This window comes from Alteraurantiacibacter aquimixticola (assembly GCF_004965515.1).
Classification (GTDB): domain Bacteria; phylum Pseudomonadota; class Alphaproteobacteria; order Sphingomonadales; family Sphingomonadaceae; genus Alteraurantiacibacter; species Alteraurantiacibacter aquimixticola.
On sequence record NZ_SSHH01000003.1, the window covers coordinates 515,893 to 528,784 of the forward strand.

Sequence of the window (12,892 nt, forward strand, 5' to 3'; positions counted from 1 at the left end):
CCGAGGACGCACCCGCGGATGCGGGTGCGCAAAGCTAACGCAACGCCAAATCCTGCATCACCGCAGCCTGCAGATCATCCGCAATTGGCCAGCTGCTCGCCGGCATATATTGCGTATAGACGCCCACGCGCAGGCCGCTGGCGCGATCGACGAAGCCGACGGTGCCCGCGCTGCCCGCCCAGCCATAGGCGTGGTCCATTCCCGCCCAGCCGAGCCTGCCCGCCGCGCCGAAGCGGTATCCTTCGACCCAGCTTCCCTGTGTCACCGAAGGATCGGGCAGCAGGTCGCTCGTACCCATGGTCACCGCCTCCCCGGGCAGCACTTCCACCCCGTCGAGTTGGCCCGAATTGGCGATCATGGCGAGGAAGCGGTCGTAATCATGCGGGGATGAGACGAGGCCCGTCCCGCCCATCGGGAAATAGCCATCGCCCTGGAACACCGTGTCCATCCCGCCATCGACGACCACCGGCTCTTCGCCCTGCACGTCGTAATTGGTGGTCATGTGCTGGATCGCGCCATTGGGCACGCGGAAAAAGGTGCTATCCATCTTGCAGGGCTCGAAAATCCGCTCCGTCAGGAACTCCTCGAAATCCTGTTCGGCGACCACTTCGATCACCCGGCCCATCAGGTCGAGCCCGGTGGAATAGCTCCATCGCGTGCCCGGCTGGTGGGTCAGCGGCATACGCGCCATGATGTCGGCGAATTCGGCGAGCGTTGCCACCGGCTCGCCGCGCGCGAGGTGGGGGGCGGGGTCCGGCCCGACGAGCCCGGTCACCGCGCCCGCCGCCTTCATCGTATCCGACAACGGTCCCTGCTGCACCACCGCATAGCCGAGGCCCGAAGTGTGGGTGAGCATGTGGCGGATGGTGATCGGCCGCTCCGCCGGTTCGAGGTTGTCCGACGTGATCGGGCCGTCATATTCCTTCTGGACCGCCATGTTCTCGAAGGCGGGCAGGATCTCGGCCAGCTCCTGGTCCAGCCGCATCTTGCCCTCCGCAATCAGCAGCATGGTCGCCATGCCGACAATGGGCTTGGTCATCGAATAGAGACGGTAGAGGCTGTTCACATTGCTCGGCCGGTCGGGCGTGTCGAACGCATCGAGCCCGCCACCCATCAGCAGGGTGTCAGCCCCTTGGCCCAGCATCACCTGCATATTGGCGATCTTTCCGGTGGCGCGATAACGCTCGATCATTGCGGCGACATTGGGCCAGTCGGCAGCCTGCGTCCCCGCGCCGCCGCTGCTGCAGGAGATCAGCGGCAATGCCGCCAGCGATACGCCTGCCGCGCCTGCGCCGCGCAATATGTCACGGCGGCTGATTGCTTTGGAAATCCCGTCCATCCTCTGTCCTCCCACCAAGGCGTCACAGCAGTTCCAGCTCCACCGCGACCATGTCGCCCGCCGCAAGGTCCTCCGCCTTTCGCACCGCGAGCTTCAGCGGCAATATGTAGCCATCTTGCGGCTTGCTGGGAAAGACCGAGGTGGTCCACCGTGTCTCGCCGATCGTGGCGGCGACCTTGACCGAGCCGAAGCCGCGCCGCCTTCCTGCATTTGGCCCGAGCTCCAGCCGCCGCATCGCCTCATGCGCGCGGATCGCTTCGGCCGCCTCCCCATCAAGCGTGACGAAATGCCAGCTGTAGCCATTCTCCGCGCCCGACCACAGCCAGATCTGCGAGTGATGGGTGATGGGGTCGCTCACAGCAGGGTGATCTCGGCGGAGGTGGTTGTGCCTTCCTCCAGCGCCTCGGCGCGGCGGACCGCGGCCTTGACGGGGAGGAACCAGCCTTCGTCTTGCGGGAAGACGCTGGTCGTCCAGCTGCTCTCGCCGATCCGTGCCTCGACCTTGACCGATCCGAAGCCGCGCCTCTTGCCGCTGGTGATGCGGGCGTGGAGCTCATGCGCGGAGATATCCTGCGCCGCTTCGCCAGTGATCTTCAGGTAAGTCGCCAGCATCCCGGCATCATTGCGCCAGCCCAGCAGTTCGCCGGTGACCGAGACGACCTCGCCCTGCATCACTCAGCCGGGATCTGACGGATCGGCACCTGCACATTGCAGATATCCACCCCGCCCGCGGGAACCTCGTAAAAGGCGTCATGCCGATTGGCGCGGTTGGCGACATAGGCGGCGAAGCTGTCGCTGGTGGTGTCGAGATACTCGTACCGCCAGTGCTCGCTTTCTTCGACATCACTGGCAAGGCGCACCCACTCGATCGGCGTGTCCTCGGCGCGGTCCTCATAGACGCCCGCATCGCCGGTGCCGCGCGGGAGGGTGGAGAGATGCTCGATCCCCTCGATTACGCGCCCCACCACGGCGATATTGCGGTCGAGCTGGCGCGGCGCATGGCCGATGACCGCGTAAAGTTCTGAGCCGGTGCCGGTATCAGGCGCAAGGTCGCGGGCGACACCGACATGGGCGTAGCAGTGGACGGGCCAGACCGTTTCACCTCCATCGCCAGCGGAAATGGGCCAGCCATCGACCCAGACCTCCAGGTCGGCATAGTAGCCCGTGCGAGGGAAACCAGCATGTCCGTCGAGCCACGCGATGCGACTATCGACGATGCCTTCAAACGCGTTCTGCAGGTATTCTTCGACAAGCGGCCTGTGCAAGTCACTGGCAGTAGAAGGATAGGCCAGCCCTTGGGTGTCGAGCACCCCATCCGGCATCGGCCCCGGGTCCATATCCAGCTCCGGATCGCCGCCGCCCCATTGCGCCACCCAGTTATCGACCACGCGATAGACGCTGGTGCCGTCCCACCAATGTGCGCGGGCAAGGGTGCGGATGTTTTCCACCCAGGGCTGGCTGAAGGGTTCGGGCAGCAGCTGGATCACCACGTCGCGCGGGGCGTCGCTGCCATTATCGGCGAGGCGCATGACGAGGATATGGTCGGGATCGATCTCCACCCATTCCTCCGGCGCGGAGGCTGCGACGATGCTGGCGGGCGTGACCGGCTCCGCCTCTTCCTGCCCCCATGCGGGTACGGCGAAAGCGAGGGGCAGGGCGGCGAGCAGGGCTGTGCGATTCATGGGCGCACTGTGCCACGCCCGCTTGGCAAGACAATCCCCGTTCGCCCTGAGCTTGTCGAAGGGCCGCTCTTCCCCTTCAATGTTCCCGCAAAAAAAAGAAAAGCGGTGCTTCGACAGGCTCAGCACGAACGGACTTTTGCTCTTAGTCCACCATCGCTTCCAGCGCATGCATGTCATCATCCGACAGGCCGAAATGATGCCCTGCCTCATGCACGGTGATGTGGGCAACGAGGTGCTCCAGCGTCTCGTCCCCGCGATCGGCCCATTCGTCGAGGATCGGCAGGCGGAACAGGCGGATGCGGCTGGGGATGGTACCCGAATGTTCGATACTGCGCATGTCGAGCGGGATGCCTTCGTAGACGCCGGTGAGCTCATAGGGATGCGCGATCCCGATCTCGGCCAGCAACTCGTCTTCGGGCAGGTCCACCACCATCACCGCGACCTCCGTCAACGGCAGGCGGAACTGGTCGGGCAGGCGGGCAATGGCGGTGCGCGCCATGGCCTCGATCTCGGCGGCGGAAGGGGCGATCCCGAAGTCACGTGTCATGCCCGGCCAATAGGCGGCGTAACTGCGCTTGTCATCCGGCGATGGGGCGGCTAGGAGCGCGCCTTCTGCCAAAGTCAGGCATGCGGAGCGGTGGCCGAGTGGTCGAAGGCGCACGCCTGGAAAGTGTGTATACGGTAACCCCGTATCGAGGGTTCGAATCCCTCCCGCTCCGCCACATATCTCATTGATATATCTCTGGTTTCTTCAATTCCCATTATTCCCGGGAATTCCGCAGCCTTGTCCGGGCGAAGCCGTCACTGTTGGGGGATTTTCGCTCCGTCTCCGGCGCAATTCCGGCCAATTTCCCCTGCGTGTCTCCGCGCCGAATAAAATCGGTGCGGTTTCCCTGCTTATCAGGGGATCTGCAGGGAATTTCGCAAGGCTAGTTGGTATTCGTGAGTGCTGTGCACATCCGAGCGAAGCGCAAACCCTCAGAAACCCTGGCTTTCGGGTTGGTGCTCTCTGCCGAATTCCCTACTTTCCATAGAAGGGAATTCGGCCCGCAAAACAGGGAATGGCCGTCTGCTTGCAGGGAAAGGGTGATGCACCGGTCGACGCTCAACTTCGTGCCGGCCAACCCAGCACTTCGCGCTGCTTGTACCAGCAGATCGGTATGTCGATCTGCTTGAGGTTTTCAAGTGTCAGACTTGGCGGCTGGCGTCCGGTCAAAATGTCGCTCTGAAGAGCGGGATCGAGCAAGGCCAGGCGCAGGATCTTACGATCATATTGCGAGCCTGGCGAGGCGGCGAGTGATGGCCTTCCGCGCACCCAGTCAAGCATGGCATGCGCGCGCCGGAGTGCGGCGATCAGGGCCGGGTCTTCATGCAGTGGTGCCGTTTTACCGGCGGTGATCAGGCGCTTGCCGCCCCGTATGGGTGAAGGCCAGCCTTGCGCCAGGTTCGCGCGCGATGACCGATTTGCTTGCTCGCGCGGATCTTCTCCCCTCGCTTGAGGAGATCGGCTTTGCCACTCTCGGCTATGGCTGTACCAGCTGTGTCGGCAATAGCGGGGAGCTGACCACGGCTGCAGAGGATCTGCTGGCGCGTCACCCTGGCATGACCGGTGCGGCAGTCCTCTCCGGAAACCGCAACTTTGCCAACCGCATTCACGTAAAGGTGAGCGCAAACTACCTCGCGTCACCGCCATTGGTCGTGGCGGCGGCGCTGGCGGGCAGTGTGGCGCTCGACCTGTCGAGCGATGTGCTGGGGGTGGACATGCAGGGGCGTGAGGTTCGGCTCGCTGACATCTGGCCAGCGCCGGGCGACGCGGAAGCTATACTTGCCGCATCAAAAGACTGGCCCGATCCCGCAGCGGGTCTGTTCGTGGATCGGCGCTGGAGCGAGCTGCCAGCGCACCGTGGCCAGCGCTTTGCCTGGGACGAGAGCTCGCTGACGATCAGGGGCCCCCCTTTGTCGACACGGCTCCCACCCGGTCCGTCCTGCCACTACGCGATGCTGCTGTGCTGCTGTGGTTGGGAGACAGTATCACGACCGATCACATCTCCCTGATCGGGGAGATTGCGGAAGGGTCGCCTGTTGCCAGATGGTTGCGGGAGAATGGCTGGGATGGGGAGCGCTTCGGCAGCTATGGCGATTTCCTAGGCAATCACGAGGTGATGCTGCGCGGCACATTCGACAATCCCCGCCTCACCAAACGTATCGCCAGCAGGGAGGGCAATGCTGCGATTTGCGCCGATGGGAGTGAAGCGAGCGTCTTCGATGCAGCGCGCTCCTACACGGATCAGGGCACGCCGGCAGTTATCTGGGCGGGTGAGGGCTATGGCTGCGGTTCGGCGCGCGACTGGGCAGCCAAGGGGACGGCGCTGCTGGGAATTCGGGCGGTTATCGCGCGCAGTTTCGAGCGTATCCATCGCAGCAACCTGATCGCCATGGGCATATTGCCGATATTGGTGAACCGGGATCCGGTCACGGGCCTTTCACCCTTGAGCCGTTTGTCCGTTTTGGGACCGCGTGAACCCAGGATCAACGCAGCCGTGACGATTGAGCTCGCTGAAGCCGGAAGGACGGAGTCGATTGCAGGGCAACTCGACCTCCGGACCCTGCGCGAGGTCGAGCTGGTTGCGGCCGGTGGGGTAGCCAAACTGATATCTCGATTGCTTTCCTGACTTGTCGGGACCGCTGTTGTCTGGTGAGGCTATCGTACCTCCAGCCCATCGAGACGCGGCTGGACCGTTACGAGAGCGGAATCAGTGCCGACAAGGTTTGGCCGGTGATGCCGATGCCTGGCGGTCGCCCCGGTGAAATGGCAGCTGCGCCGATTGGAGAAATTACCCGTAGACTGGCGTACCCGCCATAGCGCGTTGCTGAGATTGGGACGTTCGCACTTGGCCTCGGACGAGCAGGAAGCCCCGTTCCGAAACGGGGGGCGATGGGACAACTGGGCCGGCCAGCTGCGATCGCACGATTCCTTTGGGCACATCTCCCGTCAGCGACCACAAGCGCAAAAACACGCTGCTGCGGAGGACCCAGTTCATCTTTGGCAATCGCGAAGTCTAGATTGTACCGTGTTTCACCTTGCCGTCCAGCCGCCATTGTCCGGGCGTGACAAGATATCGGCGCTTGAAGGAGCGTGAAAAATGCGCTGCGTCCTCAAAACCGTTGGCGAACGCAATTTGTGCGATCGACTGGTCCACTCGCTGCGGGTTGCGCAAGTCTTTCGCCGCACTTTCCAGTCGTCGACTCCGAATATGGGCCGAGATCGCCTCCCCGACATGTTCCTGCATGATCTGGTCCAGTCGGCGGCGGCTGATGCGCTGTTCGCGCGCTACATTTTCAGCAGTCAGCTCTGGCAGGGCCAGGTTGAGCTCAATGAAATCCAGCGCCCGGCATATCCGCCAAGGGATGTCGAGTCCGGCACCTGCGGACGGCGAGGCGAGGCCGAGCATCTGCACGATCCCGGCGAGTGCGGCAAGGCGCTGTGCCTCGTCCAATTTCAACGCATCCCGGCCGAGCCGCAGCAGCAGTTCAGCCAGCAGACCGGCGCCTGGTTCCGAAGAGGGTAGCGTCCGGGCAAACAACCGCTCCAGTTGCGGGTGCCGGCCCAACACCTGCACCCGGGGCAGGCGCAGGAAATAGATGCGACAGCCTTGCTCCGTTAACATGCGGAACACGCATGCTTCGTCCAGCAGGCAGATGTCGCCGGGCTCGACAGTCGCATTTCTGGCCGACTGGCGGATATTGGTCGATCCCTCGACCTGGACCATCACGGAGATGAAGGCGCTGCGCGATGAAGGAAGCTGGGTCGGGCGGAAATCGACTTCGGCAGGGACGGATTCCACTTCGTATAGGTCGGCTGTACCGAGCTTGACCCGCCTGATCGACCCGCCAGCCGGCAGCGCTGTTCGCAGCCGGACCGTAATTCCGGGCCACGCTTCCCTCGCAGCGACGTCCCACATCAACCGTCGCTGGTCCTGCTTCACTTGGCGCAGATCTATAACTGCGCCGACTTGGGGTGGCAGCCCGGCTTCCACCTGTGGCAAGCCATATCTCCACATCAGTCAACGCCTCCCAATGCATAGAAAGGTAAGTATGTCTGCGGGAAGGGGCAAGATGAGGCCCAGTCTTGCAGGCAGTTTTGCACTGCCGAAGAAAAAGAGAATGCCGCCTGGGCGCTGTAGCAAGCCAAAAATCGCTTGCCGTCAGCGGTGATGAGCGGCCGATTTATTGGGAGAAGAATTCATGTCTCGCACATACTCACTGGTGCGTCGTGCCGGATTGCTGACGCGCATCTCCGCCCCGGCTCTGGCCGCAGGGTTTGCACTGGCAGCCAACCCGGCGCTGGCGCAGAGCGATGATGTCGACCCCGACGTCATCATCGTCACCGCGCAGCTACGCGAACAGAATGTCCAAGACGTGCCGCTGTCGATCACAGCTGTCAGTGGAGACCTGCTCGAAGCGCGCAGTCAGACGACGCTTACGGACATCACCGCACAGATGCCGAACTTGCTGCTGCAGAAGAACCCGGCAGGCCAGGGCAATTCCGTGCGCGTCTTTATTCGCGGCGTCGGCCAGTCGGACCAAAGCCCGTCGGTCGAACCGGGCGTGGGCACCTATATCGATGACATCTACTACGGCACGGTCCTGGGCAGTGCGTTCGACCTGACCGACATTGAACGCATCGAGGTGTTGCGTGGACCGCAGGGCACGCTTTCCGGCATGAATACGCTGGGCGGCGCAATCAAGATATACTCCCGCAAGCCGGAAGGCTCGGGCGGCTATGTCGAGGCCAGCTTGGGCAATCTCGGCCGCATCGATGTAAAGGCAAGCGCGGACTTCACCGTCGTGCCCGACGCTGTTTACGCGCGTTTTACCGGAGTCACCCGCAACCGTGACGGGCACGTCACCCGCTATGATTACGGTTGCCTCAACCCGGACGATTTCGATGTGATTTCCGGCGCGCTGCCAAGCATCGCATCCGGCGGCGATTGCGAGCTGGGCGAAATGGGCAACCAGCAGATGTATGCCGTGCGCGGATCGCTGCGGATCGCGCCGGAAGGCAGTCCGCTCGAGATCAATGTCATGGGCGATTACACCAAGGATACGTCGGAAACCCAGGCCTCTGTGCTGATCGCCAGCGGCGAGTCGGTCACGGTTGGGCGTGCCGCCGGTTATGTCGACCGTTCCGGCCTCTCGATCCCCTATCAGGGCGTGGCCTATGACGACCGCTTCGTCACCTACGGACCATATCGCCGCGCCGATGCGGTGCTGAACGATCCGTATGCCAGCTATGCCAACTTCTACGATCCCGGGGTGATGTATTCGGCGATCGGTGCACCTCCGGGGCCGCCCTCCGGCTATATCGCGGGTGAGCCGCTTGGGCCGTTCATCGCACCTTCGGCCGCCGGCGCGGAAGCATGGGGTGTGTCCGCGACGATCGACCTGGAACTGAGCGACAATCTCGCGCTGAAGTCGATTACCGGTTATCGCCACATGTTCAGCGAGACGGGTTCGGACAACGACCATTCGCCCGTGGTCTTCATCATGGATGATTCCGATTACACGCATGAGCAGTTCAGTCAGGAATTGCGGCTGAATGCCGTCCTGCTGGAAGACAAGCTCGATCTTGTGGTGGGCGGCTTCTACTATGATGCATCTACGCGCTACAATGCTCGCATCCACACGCCGTTTTCGGGCTTCTGCCCGGCAGACACGCCGTGCTTCTCCTTCATCAATGACGATACGGCGGACCTGCAAAGTTATGCCGGCTTCGCGAATGTCGCCTTTGCCGTTACCGACCGGCTGACGCTGGAGGGCGGCATTCGGGTCACGCACGAGAAGAAGGAATATCTTTATAATCGCCTCAACCCGGACGGGAATGGCGATTACCTGCCGCTCAGCAATCCGGGCAATCCGCTGACCGGCTTTGTCGGCGTGTATGAGGAAACCATCACGGATTATCGTGCCGTGGCGTCCTACAACATCACTGACGATGCGATGGTCTATGCCCAGTTCTCGACTGGGTTCAAAGGCGGCGGCGTAGCGCCGCGACCCTATGTCTATCAACAAATCCGGCCATTCGGCGCAGAAAAACTCAAGGCTTACGAAGTCGGCTTCAAGACCGATCTGCTCGACCGGGCCCTGCGCCTGAACGGCAGCATCTTCCACATGGAATATGAAGGCTATCAGGGCACGCCGACCACCTGCCTCGGCCTGGACGATCAGCCATTGCCGGTAACGGGCGGCGGTATTCCGGGCCTCTGCGGTCAGTACCTGAATATTGGTGACGCTAAGGTGCGCGGGTTCGAGCTTGAGACCACGATAAGGCCGGCCGCCGGCCTGCAGATCGACGGCGCAATGAGCCTCACCGATTTCGAGTTCACCTCGATCAACTATCCCACAACCGCGATCATAGTTGGCGCCAACCGCCCCGGTATCGGGGAGTTCAAATGGAGCGCGGGCATCCAGTACGAAGCCTTGCTCGGCGACAATATCGGTTCGCTGACACCGCGCATCGATGTCAATTACACACCGGGATATTGTGGCAATTTCGATTGCGATCCCAATGTCGACGTTGACAGCTATACCTTGGTGAACGCCCGCCTGACCTATCGCTCGCCCGATGAGGATTGGTCGATCTCGCTGGAGGCGATGAACCTGTTCGATAAGTTCTATTTCCTCAACAAGTTCGCCACCTTCTACGTCAATGGCCAGCCAGGCCGTCCACGCGAAGTTGCAGTGACGGTTCGCCGGCGTTTCTGACTTGTAATGGCCGGCGCGACCAAGGTTGCTCCGGCCATTGCTTGCACATAGCCGATAGCGCCAAAGGTCGGGATTTCCCGGCGCATATTGGGCGGCAATGGTCCTAGCCATGTCACGGGTCAGGTCGAGTGTGACCACCTCGCTGTGAACACAGGTGCTACGGTCACAGCTGACATCGCGGTCGATCGTGCGCAGGTCGGCGAGCGCGAAGGCGCGGCGTTCACCATCGCTGATAGACGTCTCGGCCATTCCGGAGACGAGTTGTCTCCGGAATGGCTGCACCGCCACCTCGCCTTCCCAGTAAGTGTGATACAGCCCCGAAAATCGCGGAATTGCAGGACTTTTGACCATCCTATTGCCCAGCATCTCGAGGGCTCTCGCTGACCCCTACATCATGTGCGTCGCTGCGCCTGAGCCTGTGAGGAATAGACATTAGGAAACTTGACCGCATCGGGAGTCGAAAACCCGAAAAAGCCGGCCGACCTCGCGAAATCAGGAAATTGGAGTGGTGTGTTCCTGCTCGAAGCCTTCTGAACAGGCCGCATCATCTGCACACCGCCCCCCGCTAAAAGCGGTCACATTGCAGCAAATTCCGTCCGGGCGCTTCTGCTCGCTTGACTTGCGGAAACCGATGTCACTTCGACAACCTTGCCGTTACGGACTTCTAACAGCCGCGTGCATCGCGTTGTGCTCTGTGGCCGATGGGCAACCATGATGAGTGTGAGATCGGGATAGTCGCGTGCCATCGCATCGAATATCCGGTCTTCGAGCGACAGGTCGATAGCGTTGGTTGCCTCATCGAGAACCAGAATCGACGGCTCCATGTAAAGTGCCCGGGCGAGCGCAATCCTTTGTCCCTGCCCGACCGACAATTTGACCCCCGCTTCACCGATATGGGAGTTCAGGCCCATGGGTAGCGACGATGCAAGATCGTCGAGCCCCGCACTCGAGGCGGCGACTGTCAGGCGCCGGAGACAGCGCTCGCCCGGTTCCTCGCCGAAGCAGATATTATCCGCCAATGAGCCATCGAGCAGAAAACTCGCCTCGCAAACATAGCCGATCGCGCCCTGCCAGCTCGCCAGACGTTCGGCCCCAAGCGCAAGGCCATCGACCGTGATCTCTCCCGCGACCGGCAATTGCAGCCCGATAAGCAGATCGACAAATGTGCTCTTGCCGGACCCCGAGGCTCCGTAAATCCCGATCCATTCGCCGCGCCTGATGGTGATGTCGACATTGTCGAGCACAGGCTTTCCATCGTCATAGGCAAAGGACAGGGCCTTGCAGCGCAACTCGTGTGAAATGCCACGCGGTTCGATATCGCGATCGATGACCCTGTGCCCCCGATCGACCTCCGCCAGACGCATGACATCCCGGGCCAGCTCGCGATTGCCCGTTGCCTGCACGGCTCCGCTCCAGATCGCCTGGACAAGTGGCAGAAGCCGCTGAAGAACCAATGCGGCAGCGACCAGGGCGGGAAGCGTGGCAAGGAGGTCGCCTCCCAGCCAGACCAGCGCGATGGCGATCGTGACCAGCGCGATGATCGCTCCGGACTGGAAGAGCGTGCGCGGCGTCTGTGCAAGGACGAGGTTGTGCGCCTCCGCTTTGCGAAAACGTCCGTCGGCCTCAACCACGCGCTTCTCGAAATGGGCAAAACGCCTCGACAGCAGAATCTCGCGCTTGCCATCGAGACTTTCGCGAAGAAACCGGGTTCGCTGGCTCCACCCGACCGACATTTCAGCAGCATAAAACCGGACCTTGGGAACCGAGCCGAGACTAAATCCGGCATAGATGAGCACAAGGCCGGCCGTCACAAAGGCCGTCGCCAGCGGCGCAATCAGGAGCAGCAATGTAGCAAGGCAAACCGCAATGATGGCCGATGTCATCGCGGTCAGAACCGGGCGCACAAAACCGCGCAACACCGCCTGCACCTTGTCGACCGCTGCCAGCACCTCGCTGCTGTTGCGGGCACCGAATTCGGCGATGCTTTCATGCATGACCCGGCGGTAAACGCTTTGCACGAGACCGCCGCCAAGCCGCCTGCAAAAGGTCTCCGTGCGCCAGATCAGGGTCATTCGCGTTGCGCCGGAGACACAGGCTAGAATGGCAACCGCACCCGCATAAAGTGCCGCCCTCTCATTGCCGGCAGGCATCCAGGACGGCGCGGTATCGGAGGCCATGCCCGATGTTTCGACCTGCGCAACAAGCGAGGTCAGGAACGGGATCAAGCTCGCAATCATCGCGAATTCGCTTCCGCCGGCTATCACCGCAAGACCGAGCACGACCAGCGCCTCGCGCTGTTGCGATTTGGACAGGCCTGCACATAATTGCGTAAACTCACCGATCATCGCGTCCCTCCCGGTCCATCCAACGTCCAATGCGCCGATTGCTGTTCATCGAACCGGGTGGCTCTTGCGATCGGCAAGACGAAGGCAGTCATCGTCCGACCAGGCGAGAGAGCCTCGCGAGCAAGCGTCGTGGCGACCCGTAGAACCAGTCTCCCGCAGCCCGGTGCATCTCGAGGCTCCCGCCCGTTTTCAGTGTGTCGTTGAACGGCCCCGCCTGCCTCAGGGCGCATCTGCGATAGAGCGCGGTGAATAGCGGCCAGTGACACCCCGGGACGTCGCGCTCGCGCATATCGGGCATTCCCGAATGGTCATCGGAGATTTCCCGGCCACGAAGATCGGTGTCTATCGCATGCCCCGCGGCAAATGGCCGATCCGGCCTGGCCTGCAGCGCTCCGGCCAGCAGCGAGAGCGAGTATGGTGCGGCGACATCGTCTGAATCGAGGAAATAGATGAATTCCCCATGCGCGCGCATCAAACCGGCATTGCGCGCCGCACCAGCTCCGCGATGCGACTGGCGAACCAGGTCCACCCACAGATCGCTTCGTTTGCTTGCCCAATCGAGCACCACGCTTGCGGTTGCATCACTAGAGCCTTCGTCCACCACGATGATTTGCAAGGGGCGATAATCCTGCGCTGCCAGTGAATCGAGCGCATCGGCAACCAGCATTTCACGGTTGAATGCGGGCATGACGACAGAGACGAGCCCCGGGCGGCCGGGACCGGCAAGGAAGCTCTCCGAGATTCGCTTGCCGGTCGCCATG

12 protein-coding genes and 1 tRNA gene are annotated in these 12,892 nt (G+C 62.1%); 4 read left to right on the plus strand and 9 right to left on the minus strand.

Translation table 11 applies throughout. The annotated features are described in order from the left end of the window. Nucleotides 1–34 precede the first annotated feature (34 nt). From E5222_RS13410 to E5222_RS13430, 5 genes are all read right to left on the minus strand, one after another. Nucleotides 35–1,339, minus strand: a complete 1,305-nt coding sequence (locus E5222_RS13410) for a serine hydrolase domain-containing protein (protein WP_136694277.1) — start codon at nt 1,337–1,339, stop codon at nt 35–37. A gap of 22 nt (nt 1,340–1,361) precedes the next feature. Beyond that, complete coding sequence (locus E5222_RS13415; protein WP_136694278.1) at nt 1,362–1,697, minus strand: DUF1905 domain-containing protein; 336 nt, start codon at nt 1,695–1,697, stop codon at nt 1,362–1,364. After that, the gene (locus E5222_RS13420) at nt 1,694–2,011 is read right to left on the minus strand and encodes a DUF1905 domain-containing protein (protein ID WP_136694279.1); all 318 of its coding nucleotides are present in this window, start codon (nt 2,009–2,011) and stop codon (nt 1,694–1,696) included. Before E5222_RS13420 ends, E5222_RS13415 begins: the two co-directional genes overlap by 4 nt. Continuing rightward, complete coding sequence (locus tag E5222_RS13425) at nt 2,011–3,021, minus strand: peptidylprolyl isomerase (RefSeq protein WP_136694280.1); 1,011 nt, start codon at nt 3,019–3,021, stop codon at nt 2,011–2,013. The genes E5222_RS13420 and E5222_RS13425 overlap by 1 nt, the downstream gene beginning before the upstream one ends. Before the next feature lie 142 nt (nt 3,022–3,163). Beyond that, complete coding sequence (locus E5222_RS13430; RefSeq protein WP_136694281.1) at nt 3,164–3,568, minus strand: metallopeptidase family protein; 405 nt, start codon at nt 3,566–3,568, stop codon at nt 3,164–3,166. 84 nt (nt 3,569–3,652) lie between these two features. Here E5222_RS13430 and E5222_RS13435 point away from each other — a divergent pair. Next, nucleotides 3,653–3,743: transfer RNA gene (locus E5222_RS13435), tRNA-Ser, on the plus strand. A 383-nt stretch (nt 3,744–4,126) separates the two neighbouring features. On the opposite strand, the gene E5222_RS13440 is transcribed toward E5222_RS13435, so the two are convergent. Then, nucleotides 4,127–4,348: a hypothetical protein gene (locus tag E5222_RS13440; RefSeq protein ID WP_136694282.1), complete on the minus strand. Its 222-nt coding sequence runs from the start codon at nt 4,346–4,348 to the stop codon at nt 4,127–4,129. Nucleotides 4,349–4,443: 95 nt separating this feature from the next. Here E5222_RS13440 and E5222_RS13445 point away from each other — a divergent pair, with 95 nt between their 5' ends. Then, complete coding sequence (locus E5222_RS13445) at nt 4,444–5,076, plus strand: aconitase family protein (protein WP_281276783.1); 633 nt, start codon at nt 4,444–4,446, stop codon at nt 5,074–5,076. Further along, nucleotides 5,028–5,693 (plus strand): hypothetical protein, encoded by a 666-nt coding sequence (locus tag E5222_RS13450; RefSeq protein ID WP_169053598.1) that lies wholly within the window; start codon nt 5,028–5,030, stop codon nt 5,691–5,693. The genes E5222_RS13445 and E5222_RS13450 overlap by 49 nt, the downstream gene beginning before the upstream one ends. 387 nt (nt 5,694–6,080) lie before the next feature. Here E5222_RS13450 and E5222_RS13455 read toward each other — a convergent pair whose 3' ends face one another. Continuing rightward, the gene (locus tag E5222_RS13455) at nt 6,081–7,058 is read right to left on the minus strand and encodes a helix-turn-helix domain-containing protein (RefSeq protein WP_246021780.1); all 978 of its coding nucleotides are present in this window, start codon (nt 7,056–7,058) and stop codon (nt 6,081–6,083) included. Nucleotides 7,059–7,266: 208 nt separating this feature from the next. On the opposite strand from E5222_RS13455, the gene E5222_RS13460 reads away from it, so the two are divergent. After that, nucleotides 7,267–9,786, plus strand: a complete 2,520-nt coding sequence (locus E5222_RS13460) for a TonB-dependent receptor (protein WP_136694286.1) — start codon at nt 7,267–7,269, stop codon at nt 9,784–9,786. Between the two features lie 575 nt (nt 9,787–10,361). Here the strand turns inward: E5222_RS13460 and E5222_RS13465 are convergent. Then, complete coding sequence (locus tag E5222_RS13465) at nt 10,362–12,131, minus strand: ATP-binding cassette domain-containing protein (RefSeq protein WP_136694287.1); 1,770 nt, start codon at nt 12,129–12,131, stop codon at nt 10,362–10,364. 88 nt (nt 12,132–12,219) lie between these two features. Then, a complete protein-coding gene (locus E5222_RS13470) occupies nt 12,220–12,891 on the minus strand; it encodes a glycosyltransferase family A protein (RefSeq protein WP_136694288.1) in 672 nt (223 codons plus the stop codon). Nucleotide 12,892: the final 1 nt, after the last annotated feature.